Source organism: Duganella sp. CF517, assembly GCF_900110275.1.
Lineage (GTDB): Bacteria > Pseudomonadota > Gammaproteobacteria > Burkholderiales > Burkholderiaceae_D > Rugamonas.
Map to the genome: position 1 here is coordinate 161321 of NZ_FODC01000008.1, position 21006 is coordinate 182326.

General features: G+C 65.3%; 16 protein-coding genes and 1 pseudogene. 16 read left to right on the plus strand and 1 reads right to left on the minus strand.

The window, feature by feature from the left end:
* Nucleotides 1-28: 28 nt before the first annotated feature.
* The 6 genes and pseudogenes from BMX85_RS26155 (at nt 29) to BMX85_RS26180 (ending at nt 6217) form a co-directional block, all read left to right on the plus strand.
* Entirely contained in the window at nt 29-835 is an 807-nt protein-coding gene (locus BMX85_RS26155; protein WP_090325732.1) for a CheR family methyltransferase, read from the plus strand.
* A 7-nt stretch (nt 836-842) separates the two neighbouring features.
* Nucleotides 843-1349 (plus strand): chemotaxis protein CheD, encoded by a 507-nt coding sequence (locus tag BMX85_RS26160; RefSeq protein ID WP_177196890.1) that lies wholly within the window; start codon nt 843-845, stop codon nt 1347-1349.
* Complete coding sequence (locus tag BMX85_RS26165; RefSeq protein ID WP_090325734.1) at nt 1346-2419, plus strand: protein-glutamate methylesterase/protein-glutamine glutaminase; 1074 nt, start codon at nt 1346-1348, stop codon at nt 2417-2419. Before BMX85_RS26160 ends, BMX85_RS26165 begins: the two co-directional genes overlap by 4 nt.
* A gap of 37 nt (nt 2420-2456) precedes the next feature.
* The gene (locus BMX85_RS26170; RefSeq protein ID WP_090325736.1) at nt 2457-4145 is read left to right on the plus strand and encodes a methyl-accepting chemotaxis protein; all 1689 of its coding nucleotides are present in this window, start codon (nt 2457-2459) and stop codon (nt 4143-4145) included.
* 12 nt (nt 4146-4157) lie between these two features.
* Nucleotides 4158-4658 carry a chemotaxis protein CheW gene (locus BMX85_RS26175; RefSeq protein WP_229210676.1) on the plus strand — a complete coding sequence of 167 codons (501 nt, stop codon included), beginning with the start codon at nt 4158-4160 and terminating at the stop codon, nt 4656-4658.
* A 76-nt stretch (nt 4659-4734) separates the two neighbouring features.
* Nucleotides 4735-6217, plus strand: a pseudogene (locus BMX85_RS26180) (methyl-accepting chemotaxis protein).
* Nucleotides 6218-6230: 13 nt separating this feature from the next.
* On the opposite strand, the gene BMX85_RS26185 reads toward BMX85_RS26180, so the two are convergent.
* Nucleotides 6231-7052, minus strand: a complete 822-nt coding sequence (locus tag BMX85_RS26185) for a class I SAM-dependent methyltransferase (RefSeq protein ID WP_090325740.1) — start codon at nt 7050-7052, stop codon at nt 6231-6233.
* Between the two features lie 463 nt (nt 7053-7515).
* Here BMX85_RS26185 and BMX85_RS26190 point away from each other — a divergent pair, with 463 nt between their 5' ends.
* From BMX85_RS26190 to BMX85_RS26235, 10 genes are all read left to right on the plus strand, one after another.
* Nucleotides 7516-9153 (plus strand): TldD/PmbA family protein, encoded by a 1638-nt coding sequence (locus BMX85_RS26190; protein WP_090325742.1) that lies wholly within the window; start codon nt 7516-7518, stop codon nt 9151-9153.
* A gap of 18 nt (nt 9154-9171) precedes the next feature.
* A complete protein-coding gene (locus tag BMX85_RS26195; protein ID WP_090325744.1) occupies nt 9172-10509 on the plus strand; it encodes a TldD/PmbA family protein in 1338 nt (445 codons plus the stop codon).
* A gap of 73 nt (nt 10510-10582) precedes the next feature.
* Nucleotides 10583-12220: a TldD/PmbA family protein gene (locus BMX85_RS26200; protein WP_090325746.1), complete on the plus strand. Its 1638-nt coding sequence runs from the start codon at nt 10583-10585 to the stop codon at nt 12218-12220.
* Nucleotides 12221-12223: 3 nt separating this feature from the next.
* Entirely contained in the window at nt 12224-13561 is a 1338-nt protein-coding gene (locus BMX85_RS26205; protein WP_090325757.1) for a TldD/PmbA family protein, read from the plus strand.
* Between the two features lie 15 nt (nt 13562-13576).
* Nucleotides 13577-14197 carry a DUF4159 domain-containing protein gene (locus BMX85_RS26210; RefSeq protein WP_090325758.1) on the plus strand — a complete coding sequence of 207 codons (621 nt, stop codon included), beginning with the start codon at nt 13577-13579 and terminating at the stop codon, nt 14195-14197.
* A 2-nt stretch (nt 14198-14199) separates the two neighbouring features.
* Nucleotides 14200-15195 (plus strand): AAA family ATPase, encoded by a 996-nt coding sequence (locus BMX85_RS26215; protein ID WP_090325760.1) that lies wholly within the window; start codon nt 14200-14202, stop codon nt 15193-15195.
* Nucleotides 15195-16106 (plus strand): DUF58 domain-containing protein, encoded by a 912-nt coding sequence (locus tag BMX85_RS26220; protein ID WP_090325762.1) that lies wholly within the window; start codon nt 15195-15197, stop codon nt 16104-16106. The genes BMX85_RS26215 and BMX85_RS26220 overlap by 1 nt, the downstream gene beginning before the upstream one ends.
* Nucleotides 16107-16133: 27 nt before the next feature.
* Nucleotides 16134-17195 (plus strand): hypothetical protein, encoded by a 1062-nt coding sequence (locus tag BMX85_RS26225; RefSeq protein WP_090325763.1) that lies wholly within the window; start codon nt 16134-16136, stop codon nt 17193-17195.
* Nucleotides 17179-19290 carry a DUF4175 family protein gene (locus BMX85_RS26230; protein WP_090325764.1) on the plus strand — a complete coding sequence of 704 codons (2112 nt, stop codon included), beginning with the start codon at nt 17179-17181 and terminating at the stop codon, nt 19288-19290. The genes BMX85_RS26225 and BMX85_RS26230 overlap by 17 nt, the downstream gene beginning before the upstream one ends.
* Nucleotides 19287-20993 carry a hypothetical protein gene (locus BMX85_RS26235; RefSeq protein ID WP_229210677.1) on the plus strand — a complete coding sequence of 569 codons (1707 nt, stop codon included), beginning with the start codon at nt 19287-19289 and terminating at the stop codon, nt 20991-20993. Before BMX85_RS26230 ends, BMX85_RS26235 begins: the two co-directional genes overlap by 4 nt.
* Nucleotides 20994-21006: the final 13 nt, after the last annotated feature.

A 21006-nucleotide genomic window follows, 5' to 3' on the forward strand; every position in this document is an offset into this window, starting at 1 on the left:
TTTTCCAGTCTTCTGAATGTGACGCATCATGCCTTTGGTAGCCATTTCCGACCGTGAGTTCATGCAGTTCCAGCGCTTCATCTACGACGCCGCCGGCATCACCATGTCCAACGGCAAACAGGCGCTGGTCAGCGGCCGCCTGGCCAAGCGCCTGGCGCATTACCAGCTCGATAGCTACAGCGACTATCTGCGCCTGCTCGAAAGCCGCTCGGACCCCGCCGAGCTGCAGATGGCGGTCGATCTGCTGACCACCAACGAAACCTATTTTTTCCGCGAACCCAAACACTTCCAGCTGCTGCGCGAGCTGGCCGTGGAAGCGCGCGAGAAGCGGCAGACGATGCGCGTGTGGAGCGCCGCCAGCTCCAGCGGCGAAGAGGTCTACAGCATCGCGATGGTGCTGGCCGACGTGCTGGGCGACGCCGCCTGGGAAGTGCTGGGCACCGACATCAGCACGCGGGTGCTGCAGCGCGCGCGCAGCGGCCACTATCCGATGGAACGCGCCAGCCAGATGCCGCAGGATTACCTGAAGCGGTTTTGCCTCAAGGGCCAGGGCAGCGAGGCCGGCACCATGCTGATCGAACGCGCGTTGCGCCAACGGGTCCAGTTCCAGCAGGTGAACCTGAACGAGCCGCTGCCCAAGATCGGCTGCTTCGACGTGATCTTCCTGCGCAACGTGATGATCTACTTTAACCTGGAGACCAAGCGCCAGGTGGTGGCCCGGTTGCTGTCGCAGCTGCGCCCGGGCGGCTATTTCCTGATCGGCCACTCCGAGACCCTGAACGACATCAATGACACCTTGTCGGTCGTGGCGCCATCGATCTACAGGAAAGCATAGCGGCGCCATGCCCGATTCCAAACTTATCGATATCTTTCTGATGCCGGGTGATTATTTCGTCGGCGACGAGCGCTATCGCGTGCGCACGCTGCTGGGGTCCTGCGTCTCCGTCGCGCTGTGGCATCCGGCGCGGCGCATCGGCGCCATGTCGCATTTTCTGCTGCCGGGCACCCCGCATCGCAAGTCCCACGACAAGCCGGGCATCTACGGCGACGATGCCATGCGCCTGCTGCTCGACGGACTGGCGCGCCACGACGTGGCGCCGTCCCAGTGCCAGGGCAAGATCTTCGGTGGCGGCGCCATGTTCCCGCGCAATCCGAAGGCGCGCGACATCGGCCTGCAGAACGGCGACTTCGCGCGCCACATGCTGCACGAGAACGGCATACACGTGGTGTCCGAGAGCCTGTTCGGCGAAGGACACCGGCAATTGATCTTCACCATCCGCAGCGGCGAGGTACTGAGCCGCCAGATTCCGCCGGAATCGCAAGCAGTGCGCACCAGGGAAAACGCATGAGTGTAATCAACGTCATGATCGTCGACGATTCGGCTGTAGTGCGGCAAGTCCTCAGCGGCCTGCTCAACGCGGCGCCGGGCATCGCCGTCAGCTACGCGGTGGCCAATCCGCTGCTGGCGATGGAACGCATGAAGGTGCAGTGGCCGGATGTGATCGTGCTCGATGTCGAGATGCCCAAGATGGACGGCATCACCTTCCTGCGCAAGATCATGGCCGAGCGGCCGACGCCGGTGGTGATCTGTTCGACGTTGACGGAGAAGGGCGCGCAGACGTCGGTCGAGGCGCTGGGCGCCGGCGCGGTCGCCATCATCACCAAGCCGCGCCTGGACCTCAAGCAGTTCCTGCACGATAGCGCCGATGAACTGGTGTCGGCGGTGCGGGCGGCTTCCGGCGCGCGCGTGGGCAGGCTGGCGGGGCGGGCGCCGGCGCCGCCGGTGGCGGCCAAGCTCAATGCGGACGCCGTGCTGCCGCCGGCCGACGCCAGGCCGATGACCGCCACCACCGAGCGCGTGGTGGCGATCGGCACCTCCACCGGCGGCACGCAGGCGCTGGAGGAGGTGTTGACATCGCTGCCGCGCGTGTGTCCCGGCATCGTGGTGGTGCAGCACATGCCCGAGAAATTCACCGCGGCCTTCGCGGCACGCCTCGACAGCGTGTGCGAGGTGCGCGTCAAGGAGGCGGCCAACAACGACCGCGTGCTCCAGGGCCAGGTGCTGATCGCGCCTGGCGGCAGGCATATGCTGTTGCGCCGCACCGGCGCCCAGTACTTTGTGGAGGTGGTCGACGGCCCGCTGGTCAACCGCCACCGGCCGTCGGTCGATGTGCTGTTCCGCTCCGCCGCGAGGGCGGCCGGCGCCAACGCGCTGGGCGTGATCATGACCGGCATGGGCGACGACGGCGCCGCCGGCATGCTGGAGATGCTCAAGGCGGGCGCGCGCACCGTCGCCCAGGACGAGGCCAGCTGCGTGGTGTACGGCATGCCGAAGGAAGCGGTCAAGCGTGGCGGCGTCGAAAAAACAGTGGCACTTAATGCGATCTATCGCGAAATCCTGCAGCAACTGTCCCTATAAATCGCTTTTATCCGCATTAACACGGAAGGAAATCATCATGTTATCAACCTTGACGGTCAGGACCAAGATCCTGGCATTGCTGGCGGTGGCCATCCTGTCGCTTGTCGTTGTGGTCTTCATCGCCTTCTCCGGCCTGAAGACGCAAGGAGCGATGCTCAATGAACTGGGCAAGAACCGCATGCCCTCGATACGGGCTCTGATGGTCATCAACGAAGCCCAGACCGCGCTGCGCTCGTCGAGCCGCCACATCGACGCCATGGGCATGTTCCCGGAGGACGCCAACGACATCGCCGACGAAGTCAAACGCAAGCAGGATATCTGGCGCGCGGTCGATGCGGCCTGGAAGGAGTACGACGCCCTGCCGCAGGAGACGGAGGAGGCGAATGTGTGGAAAACCTTCGTCAAACAGTGGGAGACGTGGAAGGCGCGCGACATGGCCGTCACCGATCTCGCGGCGCAGATAACCCGCGCCGAGCCGGGCAAGCGCAAGGAATTGTTCGCGCTCCTGCATAAAACTCTGCAGGAGAACCGCCCGGCGTTTCTCGCCGCCGAGGAGAGCCTGAACAAGCTGGTGGCGCTGAACATCCAATACGGCGATAACGACGTCAAACAGGCCGATGCCGGCTCCGCCAGCGCGATGAGCAGCATGTACGTCAGCGGCGCAGTGGCGCTGGCGCTGCTGGCGGCGATCGGATTGATCATCCTGAACGGCATCATGCGCCAGCTGGGCGGAGATCCGGGCTACGCGGCGGAGATCGTGCGCAAGGTGGCCGACGGCGACCTGAGCGCCGACGTGCACGTCAAGGCGGGCGACACCACCAGCCTGCTGGCGGCGATGAAGGGCATGATCGACAAGCTCTCGCAGGTGGTGCAGGACGTGAACAACGGCGCCGAGTCGCTGGCCAGCGCCTCCGAGGAGGTCAGCGCGACGGCGCAGTCGCTGTCGCAGGCCGCCAGCGAGCAGGCCGCCGGCACCGAGGAGACCAGCGCCTCGGTCGAGCAGATGACGGCGTCGATTTCGCAGAACACCGAAAACGCCAAGGTCACCGACGGTATCGCCAGCAAGGCGGCGGTGGAGGCGGTCGAGGGCGGCGAGGCGGTCAAGTCGACGGTGGCGGCGATGCAGCAGATCGCCAAGAAGATCAGCATCATCGACGATATCGCCTATCAAACCAACCTGCTGGCGCTGAACGCGGCGATCGAGGCGGCGCGCGCCGGCGAGCATGGCAAGGGCTTCGCGGTGGTGGCGGCCGAGGTGCGCAAGCTGGCCGAACGCAGCCAGATCGCGGCGCAGGAGATCGAACAGGTGGCCAGCAGCAGCGTGCAGCTGGCCGAGAAGGCCGGCCACCTGCTCGATGAAATGGTGCCCAACATCCGCCGCACCTCCAACCTGGTGCAGGAGATCACGGCGGCGTCGGAGGAGCAATCGGCCGGCGTGGGCCAGATCAATTCGGCCATCACGCAATTGAGCCAGACCACGCAGCAGAACGCCTCCGCCTCCGAGCAGCTGGCCGCCACCGCCGAGGAAATGAGCGGCCAGGCCGAGCAGCTGCAGGAGACCATGTCGTTCTTCAAATTGTCGGGCGCCTCGCGGCCGATGCGCACCACCCGGGCGCCGGCCCGGCCGGCCAAGCCGGGCAACGGGCGTGGGCGGCCCGGCCACGGCAGCAGCAAGCAGATGATGGACATGGCCGATCCGGACGAGTCGCATTTCGTTAAATTCTAGACGGGGCGGATGATGAGTAATACACAAGGCGCCGAGCCGCAATATCTCAGCTTCATGCTGGGCCAGGACATGTTCGCGATGGGTATCCTGGCCGTGCGCGAGATCCTGGAGTACGCGGGCGTGACGCCCGTGCCGCAAATGCCGCCCTGTATCAGCGGCGTGATCAACTTGCGCGGCACGGCGGTGCCGGTGCTCGACCTGGCGTGCCGGCTCGAGCGCGAGCCGGCGCCGGTCAGCAAACGCACCTGCATCATCGTGGTCGAAGTCGACGGCGATGGAGACACCGGCGGCGCCTTCGTGATCGGCATCCTGGTCGACGCGGTCAACGCGGTGCTCGACATTCCGCCGTCCGAGGTGGAACCCGCGCCGAGCCTGGGCGCGCAGGTGCGCGCCGAGATGCTGCAAGGGATAGGCAAGGTCAATGGCCGCTTCGTGCTGCTGCTTGACGTGCGGCGCGTGGCCTCGGTCGGCGAACTGGCCGCCATCGCGCCCGCCGCCCTGGAACACGCTTAGCGGCGCGCCCGCCGGCACCAACGCCGCACCGCCGCCGCACCAACGCCACACCAACGCACCACCCTGGAGAACCAACATGTTTAAGAAAATGAAAATGGAGACCCGGCTGCACGCCGGATTCGGCCTCGTCGTGCTGCTGGTCGTCGTGCTGGGGATTATCGCCTTCGCCAAGCTGACCGCCCTGCACGAGCAATGGAGCGCCTTCGAGAGCGTCACGCTGGAGCGCAAGAACGCGGTGCTCGAAGGCGTCATCTCGCATGGCCACGCGGTGCGTCATTTCAAGAACTACGTCCTGCGCGGTGGCGACAACAATACCCAGTTCCGCGCCGAACTGGCCAACATCGACAAGGAGATGGCCCGCTACAAGGCGGGCGGGAATCTGAGCACCGACGAACAGGTGCTGCTCGACGAGGTGTCGGCCGGCGTGAAGAGCTACGCGGACAGCATGACGCAGTTGGAGGCGATGCAGGCCAAGGGCATGACGCCGATGGAGATGGACAAGGCCATCAAGGGCGCCGACGCGGCCATCGCCGGCGCCTTCCGCAAGCTGCTGAAAGTGAACGAGGCGGAGACCAAACGCGAATCGGCGTCGATGACGGAGGTGACCGATTCGGCCAAGCGCCTGATCCTGTCGGTCGACGTGGTGATCGCGATACTCGGTTGCGTGCTGGCGGTATGGCTGGCGCGCAGCCTGTCGGGCATCGTGCGCGAGGTGCAGCTGGTGGTCGCAGGCCTGGCCGGGGCCTCGCAGGAAGTCAGTTCGACGGCGCAGTCGCTGTCGCAGGCGGCCAGCGAGCAAGCCGCGGGCGTGGAGGAGACCAGCGCCTCGATCGAGCAGATGACGGCGTCGATCGCGCAGAACACGGAGAACGCCAAGATCACCGACGGCATCGCCACCCAGGCCGCCGTCGACGCGACCCGCGGCGGCGAAGTGGTGAAGGCGACGGCGGCGGCGATGCGCCAGATCGCCAGCAAGATCAGCATCATCGACGATATCGCCCTATCAAACCAATCTGCTGGCGCTGAACGCGGCCATCGAGGCGGCGCGCGCGCACGAACACGGCAAGGGCTTCGCGGTGGTCGCGGCCGAGGTGCGCAAGCTGGCCGAACGCAGCCAGGTGGCGGCGCAGGAGATCAGCAAGGTGGCCGCCGACAGCGTCGACCTGGCCGAGCAGGCCGGCGTGATGTTCGATGCGCTGGTGCCCAATATCCGCAAGACGTCGGACCTGGTGCAGGAGATATCGGCGGCGTCCGAGGAGCAGAGTTCCGGCGTGCGCCAGATTAACAGCGCGGTCAATCAGCTAAGCCAGACCACCCAGGTCAACGCGGCCAGCTCGGAGGAACTGGCGGCGACGTCGGAGGAGATGAGCGCCCAGGCCGAGCAGCTGGGCCAATTGATGGCGGTGTTCAAACGCTATGCGGTTGAGGAGCGGGTGCCGGCGCGCCGTGCGGCGTCCACCAGGGGCGGCGGCGCGGCGGCGCCGATGCCACGTCCGGCGCGCGCCGTATCCATTGCCGCCCCGGGAACGCCGGACGAGAACAAGTTCACCCGGTTCTGATCCCGCCGCGCGCTTACGGCTTGACGAATTTGAGCGTCATGCGGTCGCTCTCGCCGATGGCCTGGTACTTCGCGCGGTCCTCGTCCTTGTTGGCGTAGGTCGGCGGCAGCGCCCAAACACCGCCTTTGTGGTCGGCGGTGTCTTTCGGGTTGGCGTTCACCTCCGACTTGGCCGCCAGCTTGAAGCCCGCCGCTTCGGCCAGGCCGATCACATACTTCTCGTGCATGTAGCCGCTGCTGGCCGTGTCGTCCTGGGTCTTGTTGGCCGGCAGGCGATGCTCGACCACGCCGAACACGCCGCCCGGTTTCAGGCTGGTGTAGACGCTGGCGAACAGCGCTTTCATATTTTCCGGACCGGCCGGTATCCAGTTGTGGATATTGCGGAAGGTGAGCACCATGTCGACGCTGCCGGCCGGCGCGAATTCATATTTGCGCGGCGGCGAGAACACGCCCAGCGCCACCTTGCTGTACACCGGGTTGGCGTTCAGGCGCGCCATGAAGCGTTCCGCGCTTTTGCGTTCGCGCTCGTCCGGCGCGGCCAGGTCGTTGCCGGCGGCGATCAGCTTTCCACTGTCGCGCAGATAGGGCGCCAGGATCTCCGTGTACCAGCCGCCGCCCGGCGCCAGTTCGACCACCGTCATGTTCGGGCGGATGCCGAAGAACGACAGCGTCTCGTAAGGGTGGCGGTAGGCGTCGCGCTGCACGTTGGCCGGGGTGCGGGTGGTGGCGGCGATGGCGGCCTTCAGTTTGGCGTCGGCGGCTTCGGTGGCGGCGTTCGCGCCGCTTGCGGCGAACAGCGTGGTGGTGGCCAGGGCGGCCACGATATAACTTTTCATGCAAAGTCTCCTGAGGGTTCGGTTGGCGGCGCGCGGTCGCCCGCCCAGCGCGATCATCGGGCATGCATGCGAGGAGGTCAAGCGAATTGCGACGGCCGCACCACCGGGGTGCGGCGGGCGCCCGCCACGCGTTGAACCGGGCTGCGTAGCGCCGGGCGCGGACACTCGCGGACACCGGCCGGACACTTCGCGGACACTTTCGCGGACACTTTTCCCCGTTTGACGCCCCATCGCAGGACTCTTGTAACACAGTGTTTCGTTGTGGTGGATGGCATACATTTTGCCTATCCCGATTCCTGATCCGGCGCTAAGATTGGCGATCGTGCGGAAACGGCGACGGATATTCAGGTGTCACAGTAAGAAGCAAGAGCTATAAGAGTAGGACTCGCTAGAAGAGCAAATAAAAGCTAAGCAGAACCCTGGGCGGCTGGCCCACAATCATTGCCTTACGTTTGGAGATACGATGGAACGACGTGCATTCCTCAATATTAGTAGTCTGGCCCTGGGCACGATGCTGCTGCCCGCCTTCGGTCGCGCGATCGCCGCCGAGGAGTTGCTCGCGCCGGTCGCCCTGCAGTTCAAGAAAATGCTGGCCGATACCGCGATGACGGCGGCCACCCAGGCGGGCGCCTCGTACTGCGACGTGCGCGTCGGCCGCTATCTGAACCAGTTCATCACCACCCGCGACCTGAACGTCGAAAACGTCGTCAATACCGAATCGGCCGGTGTCGGCGTGCGCGTCATCTCCGGCGGCGCCTACGGCTTCGCCGCCACCAACGACATGACCCCGGACGGCGTGGCGGCGGCCGCCCGCCAGGCGGTCGCCATCGCCAAGGCCAACGCCAAGCTGCAAACCGAACCCGTTCAACTGGCCCCGGTCAAGGGCGTGGGCGAGGTGTCGTGGGCCACGCCGATCGTCAAGGACTGGCGCACCGTTCCGATCAAGGAGAAGGCCGAGCTGCTGATCGCCGCCAACAAGGCCGGCATGGACGGCGGCGCGAGCTTCATGCAATCGTTGCTGTTCCAGGTGAACCAGCAGAAGTACTTCGCATCGACCGACGGCTCCTACATCGACCAGGACCTGCACCGCCTGTGGATGCCGGTGTTCGCCACCGCCGTCGACAAGAAGACCAACAAGTTCCGCTCGCGCCAGGGCTTGTCGGCGCCGGTCGGCATGGGTTACGAATACCTGGATGCGCGCCCCGAGCACAAGATCAAGGCCGCCGGCGGCGTGACCACGCTCTACACCGGCTCCTATGACCTGATCGAGGACGCGCGCGCCGCCGGCAAACAGGCCAAGCAAAAGCTGACCGCCAAGTCGGTCGAACCGGGCAAGTACGACCTGGTGCTGTCGCCCGAGCACCTGTGGCTGACCATCCACGAGTCGGTCGGCCACCCGACCGAACTCGATCGCGTGCTCGGCTACGAGGCCAACTTCGCCGGCACCAGCTTCGCCACGCTCGATAAGTGGCAGAGCAAGAAGTTCAAGTACGGCGCCGACATCGTCAACATCGTCGCCGACAAGACCACGCCAGGCTCGCTGGCCAACGTCGGCTACGACGACGAGGGCGTCAAGTGCAAGCGCTGGGACATCATCAAGGACGGCATCCTGGTCAACTACCAGGCCACGCGCGACCAGGCCCACATCATCGGCGAGAAGGAATCGCACGGCTGCTCGTACGCCGACAACTGGAGCAGCGTGCAGTTCCAGCGTATGCCCAACGTCTCGCTCCAGGCGGGCAAGAAGAAGATGACGCCGGACGAAATGATCAAGGACGTCAAGAAGGGCATCTACATCGTCGGCGACGGCTCGTTCTCGATCGACCAGCAGCGCTACAACTTCCAGTTCGGCGGCCAGCTGTTCTACGAAATCAAGAACGGCAAGATCGGCCAGATGCTCGAAGACGTCGCCTACCAGTCCAACACGCAGGAGTTCTGGAACGCCTGCGCCGGCATGTGCGACGAGCGCGATTGGCGCATGGGCGGCTCCTTCTTCGACGGCAAAGGCCAGCCTTCGCAGTCGTCGGTGGTGTCGCACGGCGCCAGCACCACGCGCTTCAACGGCATCAACGTCATCAACACCGCACGCAAAATCGGCTAAGCCTGGAGAACAGAGAATATGAAGAATTTGAGTCAAGAAGAGACCAAGCGTATCTGCGACAAGGTGCTGTCGCTGACCAAGGCCGACCAGTGCGAGGTGAACCTGAGCGGCAGCCGCACCGGCAATATCCGCTATGCGCGCAACGCCGTGTCGACCGCCGGTTTGATCGAGGACACCCAGCTGGCCGTATCGGTCGCCTTCGGCAAGAAGCAGGGCGTCGCCACCATCAATGAGCTGGACGACAAGTCGCTGGAGAAGGCCGTGCGCCGCGCCGAGGACCTGGCCCGCCTGGCGCCGGAGAACCCGGAGTTCATGCCGACGCCGGGCAAGCAGCAGTACAAGGCCAGCGAGACCTTCTTCCAGAAGACCGCCGACATCGATCCTGAATTCCGCGCGCAGGTGGCGGCGTACAGCATCGAGAACAGCAAGAAGAACAAGCTGGTGGCGGCGGGCTTCTTTACCGATACGTCCAAATTCACCGCCATCGCCAACTCGAACGGCGTGTTCGGCTTCCAGCGCGATACGGGCGTCGATTTCACCGTCACCGTGCGCACCGAGGATGGACGCGGCTCCGGCTGGGCCAAGCGCAGCGTCGGCGACGCGGCCTTGTTCGATGCGCGCGAAGCGTCCGACGTGGCGATCGAGAAGGCGCTGCGTTCGGTCGAAGCCAAGGCGCTGGAACCGGGCCGCTATACCGTGGTGCTGGAGCCGGCGGCGACCTCGGATATCCTGGTCTATATGTTCAACGATTTCGACGCCCGCCAGGCCGACGAGGGCCGCAGCTTCCTGTCGAAAAAGGGCGGCGGCAACCGCATGGGCGAGAAGCTGTTCGACGAGCAGGTCAACGTCTGGACCGACCCGTGGGACAAGAATGTCGCGGTGCTCCCGTGGGACAACAACTCCATGCTGGCGCGCGAGCATCAGGACATCATCAAGAACGGCAAGATCAACGCCATGAACTACTCGATGTACTGGGCGAAGAAGCAGGGCAAGCGCGCTATCGGCGCTCCCGGCAACATCATCATGGCCGGCACCAACAAGTCGACCGAGGAGCTGATCGCCAACACCAAGAAGGGCGTGCTGGTGACCCGCACCTGGTACATCCGCATGGTCGATCCGCAGTCGGTGCTGTTGACCGGGCTGACGCGCGACGGCACCTTCTACATCGAGAACGGCAAGATCAAGCATCCGATCAAGAACTTCCGCTTCAATGAAAGTCCGGTGTCGATGTTGAACAATATCGATGAACTGGGCAAGCCGGAGATCTTGTCGGGCGACGAATCGGAATACCAGTTGCTGATTCCGGCGATGCGGGTGCGCGACTTCAACTTCACGTCGCTGTCGGACGCGGTGTAACACGCGTAGCTTGGCGCGCGCCCCGCTGTAAACGGGACGCGTGCCGGCTCGATCATTTTTTTCAGGAGTTCATGTGGAACGTCGTTCATTTCTAAAAGTCGGCGCCGCCGGCGGCGGCAGCTTGCTGATCCCGGTTTTCGGCAACGCCATCGCGGCCGAGGAGCTGCTCAACCCCATGGCCGTGCAGTTCAAAAAATCGCTGGCCGACGCCGCGATGAACGCCGCCACCAAGGCCGGCGCCAGTTATTGCGATGTCCGCATCGGCCGCTACCTGAACCAATTCATCACCACGCGCGACCTGAATGTGGAAAACATCGTCAACACCGAATCCTCCGGTGTCGGCGTGCGCGTGATCGCCGGCGGCGCCTACGGCTTTTGCTCGACCAACGTCATGACCCTGGACTCGGTGGCGGAAGCGGCGCGCCAGGCGGTCGCCATCGCCCGCGCCAACGCCAAGCTGCAAACCGAGCCTGTGCAACTGGCCCCCGTCAAGGGCGTGGGCGAAGTCGCCTGGGCCACGCCGTTCAAGAAGGACTGGCGCACGGTGCCGATCAAGGAAAAAGCCGAGATGCTGATCGCGGCCAACAAGGCCGGCATGGACGCCGGCGCCAACTTCATGCAGTCGATGCTGTTCCAGGTGAACCAGCAGAAGTACTTCGCCTCCACCGACGGTTCCTACATCGACCAGGATATGCATCGCCTTTGGTCGCCGCTGACCGCGACCGCCGTCGACAAGGCCACCAACCGCTTCCGCACCCGCGACGGCCTGTCGTCGCCGGTCAGCATGGGCTATGAATTCTTCGACGCCAAGCCGGAAAACAAATTCAAGGCCGCCGGCGGCGTCACCACGTTGTACAAGGGCGCCTACGATCTGATCGAGGACGCGCGCGCCGCCGGACGCCAGGCGCGCGAGAAGCTGACCGCGAAATCGGTCGAACCGGGCAAGTACGATCTGGTGCTGTCGCCGGAACACCTGTTCCTGACCATCCACGAGTCGGTCGGCCACGCCACCGAGCTCGATCGCGTGCTGGGCTACGAGGCCAATTACGCCGGCACCAGTTTCGCCACGCTGGATAAATGGCAAAGCAAAAAATTCCAGTACGGGTCGGAGCGCGTCAATTTCGTGGCCGACCGCACCACGCCTGGCTCGCTGGCCTGCGTCGGCTACGACGACGAAGGCGTGCCGGCCAAGCGCTGGGACATCATCAAGGACGGCATCCTGGTCAACTACCAGGCCACGCGCGACCAGGCGCATGTCATCGGCGAGAAGGAATCGCATGGCTGCTCTTACGCGGACAGCTGGAGCAGCGTGCAATTCCAGCGCATGCCCAACGTCTCCCTGCAGGCCGGGAAAAAGCCGCTGACGCCGGACGACATGATCAAGGACGTCAAAAAGGGCATCTATATCCTCGGCCGGGGCTCGTTCTCGATCGACCAGCAGCGCTACAACTTCCAGTTCGGCGGGCAGCTGTATTTCGAGATCAAGAACGGCAAGATCACCAATCCGCTGGAGGATGTGGCTTACCAGTCCAACACCCAGGAGTTCTGGAACGCCTGCTCGGCGTTGTGCGACGAGCGCGATTGGCGCATGGGTGGCTCGTTCTTCGACGGCAAAGGCCAGCCGAGCCAGGTCAGCTGCGTGTCGCACGGCTCGCCGACCACGCGCTTCAACGGCATCAACGTCATCAACACCGCTCGCAAGATAGGATAAATAATGAAGATGCTGAATCAACAGGAAGCGAAAGCGGTGTGCGACAAGGTCATGGCGCTGTCCAAGGCCGACGAGTGCCGCGTGCAGATCAGCGGCAACCGCAGGGGCAATATCCGCTACGCGCGCAACAGCGTGTCGACGGCCGGTCTGGTGGAGAACACGCAGCTGACCGTCAGCGTCGCCTTCGGCAAGCGCCAGGGCACCGCGTCGGTCAACGAGTTCGATGACAAGTCGCTGGAAAAAGCCGTGCGCCGCGCCGAGGAAGTGGCACGGCTGGCGCCCGAGAATCCGGAGTTCGTGCCGGCCATTAAAACGCAGCTGTACAAAAACTCGAACACCTACAGCGCGGCCACCGCCGCCATCGATCCGGAGTACCGCGCCGAAGTGGCCGCGCAGAGCATCAACTCTGCGCGCAAGAAAGGGCTGGTTGCGGCAGGCTTCTTCAGCGACAGCACCGGCTTCGAAACCGTGGCCAACTCGAACGGCGTGTTCGGCTACCAGACCCTGACCAACCTTGGCTTCACAGTGACCACCCGCACCGAAGACGGCCGCGGTTCGGGATGGGTAACCCGTTCGGCCAACGACGCCGCCAAATTCGACGCGCGCGAAGCATCCGATGTCGCGATCGAAAAAGCGCTCAAGTCGGTCGACGCCAAGGCGCTGGAGCCGGGCCGCTACACGGTGATCCTGGAACCGGCGGCGACGTCGGAGATTATCGGCCGCATGTTCGGCGCCTTCGATGCGCGCCAGGCAGACGAGGGCCGCAGCTTCCTGTCGAAGAAGGGCGGCGGCAACCGCCTGGGCGAGAAGCTGTTCGACGAGCAGGTCAACCTGTGGGCCGATCCGTGGAACCCCGACGTGCCGGTGCTGGCGTGGGACAACGCCTCGATGCTGGCGCGCGAACGCACGGACGTGATCAAGGGCGGCAAGATCGAATCGCTGGACTACACCGATTACTGGGCGCAGAAGCAGGGCAAGCGCGCCTTCGGCCGTCATGGCAACATGATCATGTCCGGCGGCGGCAAGTCGACCGAGGAGCTGATCGCCTCGACCAAGAAAGGTGTGCTGGTCACGCGCACCTGGTACATCCGCATGGTCGATCCGCAATCGCTGCTGCTCACCGGGCTGACGCGCGACGGCACCTTCTACATCGAGAACGGCAAGATCAAGCATCCGATCAAGAATTTCCGCTTCAACGAAAGCCCGGTGACGATGTTGAACAATATCGACGAACTGGGTAAGCCGGTCGTCATCGGCGGCGACGAAGTGCGCTTCCAGATGATGATTCCGCCGATGAAGGTTCGTGATTTCAACTTCACCTCCTTGTCGGACGCGGTGTAAGGACAAGGACAGCGCGTGGCCAACTACGATTTCTACTTCACCCGCCTGACCTACGAGTCGGGCGACTGGGATGTCGATGTCCGTATGCCGAGCAACGTGCTCAATTCGCTGGTCGAATATACGACCTTGCGGGTCGATCCCGTCGAGCGCATCGTCGCGCTGTCCGATCCCAAGATGCTGGAGGCGCCGTTCTGCTATTTCGCCGGCCACAAGCTGGTGCAGTTCACGGCGGCCGAACGCAGGAACCTGGAGCGCTACATCAAGGGCGGCGGTTTTTTGTTTGTCGACGACTGCAATCACGACATCGACGGCCTGTTCGCCAAGTCCTTCGAAGGCGAGATCGCCAGTATCTTCGGCAAGAGGGCTTTGCAGAAGATCGCCAACAACCATCCGGTGTATTCGAGCTTTTTCAAGTTCGACGGCCCGCCCAACACCAGCGTGGAGTTGAACGGCTGGGGCGACGATCTGGTGCACGACTATCTGAAGGCGGTGGAAGTCGGCGGCCGCGTGCGGCTTTTGTACAGCAACAAGGACTACGGTTGCGAGTGGGACTACGACTTCCGCAACAAGCGTTTTCTCGCCATCGACAACACCCGCTTTGCGGTCAATATCATTCAATACGCGTTGGGAGCTTAAAGATGGGCGCAATCGCCTGGAGTGAAAGTGAGATCGGCGCGTTGAGCGCCAAGGTGGCGGCGCTGAAGGCGAGCATGTCGAAGGTGATCATCGGCCAGGAGAACGTGATCGATTCGCTGATCATCTGCCTGCTGGCCGGCGGCCATGCGCTGGTCGAAGGCGTGCCGGGCCTGGGCAAGACCTTGCTGGTCAAGTCGCTGTCGCAGGCGACCGAGATGGACTTCCACCGTGTGCAGTTCACACCGGACCTGATGCCGTCCGATATCGTCGGCACCGAGATCCTGGAAGAGGATCACGCCACGCGCAAGCGCGAGTTCCGTTTCCAGCAAGGCCCGGTGTTCACCCAGGTGCTGCTGGCCGACGAGATCAACCGCGCGCCGCCGAAGACGCAGTCGGCGTTGCTGGAGGCGATGCAGGAGCGCAGCGTGACCTTCGCCGGCCAGACGCACGTGCTGCCCAAGCCCTTCTTCGTGCTGGCGACGCAGAATCCGATCGAGCAGGCCGGCACCTATCCGCTGCCGGAAGCGCAGCTGGACCGCTTCCTGCTGCGCATCGATGTCGTGTATCCGACCGAGGCGGAGGAGATCATGATGGTGTCGGCCACCACCAACGCCGGCCTCAAGGACGCCGAACCGGTGATGGACGTGGCGACCCTGCTGCGCCTCCAGCAGCTGGTGCGCGACATCGAAATCGGCGACCATCTGCTGGCGTACGCCACGCGGCTGGTGCGCGCCACCCGGCCCGCGCTGACGACGGTGCCGGCGGTGACGAAGCACGTCGGCTGGGGCGCCGGACCGCGCGCGGGCCAGGCGCTGGTGCTGGCGTCGAAGGCGCGCGCGTTGATGCACAACCGGCTGGCCGTCACGCGCGAGGATATCGGCGAGATGCTGCTGCCGGTGCTGGCGCACCGCGTGATCCGCAACTTCGAGGCGGAAGCCGACGGCGTGGCGATCGCCGACATCCTGCTGGCCCTGCGCGAGCATATTCGTCCGGATTGATGCAAGCGAACCGCAAGCCGGCCGACGCCACAGCAACGATGATGGTGCGGACCAAGGATCTGGAGCTGGTCATTCGCCACGTGCTGGCGGGGCTCGGCCATGGCCTGCACGCCGGCCGCGAACGCGGCGCCGGCGTCGAGTTCTCCGAATACCGGGCCTACGCGCCCGGCGACGAGTGGCGCCGGGTCGACTGGAAGCTGCTGGCGCGCGCGGATCGCTACTACGTGCGCGAGGCGGAGCGCGACAGCCATGTCGCCACCTGGCTGTGGCTCGACGCCACCGCCTCGATGGCGGAACCCAGCCGCGAGATCGAGGGTGTCGATAAGCTGTGGTTCGCCCGCACCGTGCTCGCTTGCGTGGCGGCGATCGCGCAGCGCCAGGGGGACGCCTTCGGGCTGGTGGTGTGCAGCGGTGGCAAGGTCGAGTTCACGCAGGCGACGCGCGGCCCGCGCCAGTTGCAGCGCGTGCTGGCGCAACTGTCGAACGCGCGGCCCGAGGGCGGACTGCCCAGCGCCGAGGTGCTGAAGGCGAACCTGCATTTCGCGCGATCGCCGAGTCTCATCTTCGCCGCCAGCGATTTCCTCGACTGGCCGTCGCCCTTGAGCGAGGCGCTGCTGCGGTTGCGCAATCTGCGCCATGACGTGCGCTTGCTGACCTTGCGCACGCGGGCGGAAGTCGACGCCAGCTTCAAGTCCGGCGCAGGGTACCGCGATCCTGAACGCAGCGACGGCTTCCACCGCATGAGTAACCGGGACCGCGAAAGCTACAAGCAGCAAAGCCGCGCGCACTTCGACGGCGTCGCCGGCAGCTGCCGGCAAAACAATATCGTCCACTACGAGGCGTGCATCGAGCAGGAGCTGGGCGCGGTGTTGCGCAGCTGGCTGCGACTGGCGGGAGCGCGGGCGAAATGACGATTGTGACATTGTGATGGATAGCCGATGCTGAGTTCTTATCCGTTCTGGTGGTTCGCGCTGCCGGTATTGCTGTTGCCGATATGGTGGCACCGCCAGAAGCGGCAGCGGCTAAAGGCGCAACCGCTGGCGACGGCGCGCTTTCTGCCCGTCGCCGCGCCGGAGCAGTTGCGGGTATGGCAATGGCGCGACCGCGTCCTGCTGCTGGTGCGCTGCCTGCTATTGCTCGCGCTGATCGCCTGGCTGGCCGCCACCATCGTTCCATGGCGCGGAAATACCGTGCTGCTCGACGCGGGGGCCGACAAGGCGTGGGCGGAACGCGAGATCGGCAGCGCCGGTTTCGCGGATGCGCCACGCGTCGATCTGCCGCCGGACGCGTTGCAATGGCTACGCCGGCATGAGCGTGACTGGCGTCCGGACGCCAGGCTGCTGGTCGTGGCGCGCGCCGGGCAAATCGCCATGCCGGCGCGTATGCCGCGGTTCGATCACCAGGTGGAGGTGCGAACCATGCCTGCCGCTGGCCAGGCCGCCGAGCCGGCGGTTGCGCGTCACCCTGTGGTGCTGTCCGCCGCCTCGGGCGCCGATGCCGCCTGGCGTTCGCTGTTTGCGGCATTCGATAAAGCGGGAGATGCCGGCAACCGTTATCCGATCGGCGCCGCGCCGGATGCCGCCACCGAGCTGCTTGTTTGGGATATGCCGGGCGAGGCGCCGCCCGCCGGCTGGCGCGCGCCGCATTGGTGGATCGCCACCGCATCCGCAAAAATTACGGCTTTCCCCGAGCTGAAAAATGCGGCCGCCGTCACCATCAATGGCCTGGCGTTGCAGTATGCGGACGGTCCGCGCGGTCGCCTGTGGACCTCGCAGGCTTTTCCGCCGCGCGACGCCGATACCGCGCGCGCCCTTTACGAAACCTGGCGGTCGCTGGGCGCCGCTCCCGCGCCGGCGTATCCGATGCCGTCGCGAGCCATGATGACGAAACGTAGCGCGTTTTCCGCGACGATCGATGCCAAGCCCGCGGCCTGGCTGGCCTACGTTTTGCTCGCGTTGTTTTTACTGGAACGGATACTTGCCCATGCACGGCGAAACTGACTTCCTGCGCCGCCGCTTGTGGGCCGCCGTCCTGCGCCGTCGTCTGCCGCATTGGCTCGCCGCGCTGCTGCCGCTGGCGGTCGCCGCCATCTTGTTGCCCTCCGCCCGGCTAATCGCGCTGGCGGCCATCGTCATATGGGCGATCTGGCTCGCTGCCGACATCCACCGTCTGCGCCGGCGGATCGCCGATCAATGGCCATCGTGGCTGAACGCCGCCATCCCGGCGCTGGAAGACAGCAGCACCTTGCTAGCCGCCGAGGCGAAGACACCGATCGCGCGCTTGCAGCAGCAACGCCTGCAATCCCGGCTCGCCCAGGTGCTGACCGGCGACGACTATCGCCGCATCGCGCATACCCGCGTGCGGCTCGGCCTCGTCCCTCTGGTGGCAAGCCTGATCGCCGCCGGCGCGGCCTGGGGCTTTCAGGCGAAACCCGCCACCACCCATGCAGCGGCAACCTACGCTCCCGCCAACAAGCCGATTGTGGATGGCGAGGTGTATTTGCGCGTCGCTCCGCCGGCCTACACGGGTGTCGCCGGATTCGAGACCGCAGCGCGCGACATCCAGATTCCACAATACTCCGAAGTGCGCTGGTGCGTGCGCAAACCCGCAGGGGCGCAGCCGGTGGTGGAGCTGGGCGACGGCCAGGCGCTGTCCATCACGGCCGATTGCGCGTTCAAGCGCGTCGAGGACTCGCTGTTCTGGCGCGCGCGCGGCGCGGGCGGCATGCGCTACAACATCCGCGTCGCGCCCGACCTGCCGCCGCAAGTGACGATCATCGAACCGACGGAGCTCATACAGCTGCTGCCCAAGGATGTAAAAGCCGTTCAGCTATCGGTTCTGGCGAAGGACGACTACGCGATATCGCGCGCCAGCCTGCACATGACACTGGCGCGCGGCAGCGGCGAGAACGTGCGCTTCACCGACCGTGAAGTGCCGCTGCCTAAATCGGCGGATGCCAGGTCGCGCGGCTGGAAGAAGCAATGGACGTTGGCGGAACTTGGCATGGAGCCGGGCGATGAACTGTACTTCTTTGTTCGCGCCACCGATAACGCGCCGGACAACCCGCACACCACGCAATCGCCCACTTATACGTTGCGCCTGCCCGGACCCGATGCGGAAAGCCTGGATTCGACCGCGCTGCCTTCCATGGTCAAGCCGGAGAATCTGCGCAGCCAGCGCCAGATCATCATCGATACCGAGCAGCTGGTCGCCGATCTGCGGTCCAATCCCGGGATGTCGGCCGCCACGCTGCGGTCGCGCAGCGAAGGCATCGCCGCCGACCAGGCCGCGCTGCGGCTACGCTATGGTCAATTCCTTGGCGAGGAATCGAGTTTGTTCGGCGACGAGCACGGTCATGGCGGCTCGGGGCATAAGGACGACGGGCACGAGGAAGATGGACATAAAGGGGACGACCAGGAAGCCGGCGGCCACGGCGGGGAGGAGCATCACGGCGGCTCCGCGAAGATGGGCAGCGAGGTAGCTGCCATGCACCAATTCGGCCACGTCCACGATCAGGAGGACAACGCCACCATCTTCGATCCGCAAACCAAAGCGGTGCTCAAACGCGCGTTGTCGGCGATGTGGGAGGCTGAAAAATCGCTGCGCGCCGTCTCGCCCAAGCCGGCGCTGCCGCCCGAGTACAAGGCGCTGGAGGCGATCAAGGAGTTGCAGGCGGCGGAGCGGGTCTATCTGCATCGCACCGCCTTCGTGCCGCCGGCGTTGAAGGAGGAGAAGCGCATGAGCGGCGATATCGTCGGCGCGATGAGCTACAAGCGCGCGCAGGGCGCCGCCAGCGACAGCGTGCCGGCCGAGGTGCGGGAACTGGTGCAGGCGCTGTCATCCGACGGCGCGTTGCCGGCCTTGTGGAGCAAATCGGCGCGCGACACGATCGCCGCCCGTATCGCCGACCAGGAGCAGAAACTGAGCGCGCAGCGCGCCGTGCAGGACGTGATGGACGGCTGTGCGCCATGCCGCGCCGAATTGCGGGCCTGGCTGCGAGGCACGCTGACCGACGCGCCGGTACTGCTGCAGGCTCGGTCGTCGGTCGACAGTGCGTTCGCGCGGGCTTGGCGTGGCAAGGAGCATGCACGATGAGCGGCGCCTCGGTCTCCATCATGAATATCGCCACGGTCGATGGCGCCGCGCTGGTGGCCCCTGGGCTGGCGTTGGCCGCCGGCCTGGTTAGCGCGGTCCTTTTCGGACGCAAGCGGCGGTGGGTCAATGCGCTATTGATGGCCACTGGCGCGGCGGCATTGGCGATCGCGCTCGCCGACATCCGTGTGCCATTCAAAGACGCGGAGGCGCTGGCGGTGGTTACGGATGCCGGCGGTGGCATTGACGAGCCGGCGTCGCACGCCATGGCCGGCGCCGGCGCAATTGCCTTGAGCGGAGACGGACTGCGCGACGCCGAGTGGCGCGATCTTCCCGGGCGGCCGCTCCAGTGGAAACCGGCGCAGGCGGATTTGCTGTCGCTCGACTTCCCGCGCACAATCCCTTTGGGGCGGATATTCACGCTGACGGTGCGACGCCCGCAGGCATCGGCCGGATGGCGCTTGCAGCTTCTGGCCGAGAACAAGCAGGTGCTGGCCGATTCCGGCGCCATCACGCCGGCCACCGCGCCTGCGGCGCAATTGTCCATCCAATGGCTGCCACCCGTGGCCGAGGCGATGGTGCTGCGCGCCCGCCTGTTGGATACGAAGGGTAAAACGATCGCGGAGGGGCCGGTGCCGCTGCAAGTGATCGAGGCGGTGCCGCTGCAAATACAGGGACGCTTCGATGCGGCGTCATTCGATGCGCGCGCCTTGAACCGGCTGCTGTCCGACAGCGGTGCGATTGTCGACTGGAGCGTCACGCTGGGCAAGGCTATCGCTCGCAGCGAAACGGCGCGCGAGCCGCTCACCGCGCCGAACGCGATGTTCGCCGATGCCGCCTACGTGGAAAAGCTGTCGCCTTCGGCGCGCGCCGCGCTGCTGGCGGCGGCAGGGCAGGGCGTGCCGCTGGTGGTTCTGGGGGCGAATGCCGCCGATGCCGGATTCTGGCAGCGGGAGCTGGGGTTGCGCCTTCAGCCGCAATCGCCGACGACGGAGAAGGAAGATCAGCGGCACTTCAATGTCGGCGGTGTTGCGTTGGACATGCCGCCGTCGGCGCTGAATCCGGACGATCGTGGCGGGGGACCGTGGTCGGTGCTGGCGTGGGACAGCGGCAAGCGGCCGTGGCTCTGGCAGCGTGATTTGCGCCAGGGACGCGTGATCTGGGTTGGCGTCTCGGAGTGGCATCGTTACGCGATCAGCGCACCGCAGGCGTTGACATTGTGGTGGCAGGACGCCATGGACCGGATGGTGCTGGCCGGTGCGCAAAAGACGCAATGGCGGTTGTCGGACCCGATGCCGGTGACGGGGCTGCGCAGCGAGGTGTGCGCGCAGGGCGCGGAGGCGGGCGCTTTGCTGCGCGTCGACGGTGGGCCGGAGTTGTCCTTGCAAGCGCGTGTCGACAAGGCCGATGGACGCTGCGCGGCGTGGTGGCCGCAGCGCGCGGGTTGGACCCGCTTCAGCGCCGCCGGCATGCCCGCGCCGGGGATGACGTATGTGTATGCGGCCGAGGACTGGCCGCTGTGGCAGCGCTCCTTGCGGCGCGAGGCGACGGCGCGTTATGCGGCGCGGGCGCCGGCGCCCGGCGTGGCGGGCAAAGCGGAACGGCCGCTGTCGCCGACACCGTTCGCGTTGCTGTTCGCCTTGTGCATGCTGATGCTTTGGTACCGGGACCCGAGATCCGCTTCGGAACCACGTGGGGCCGATTAGCGTATCGGCCAGC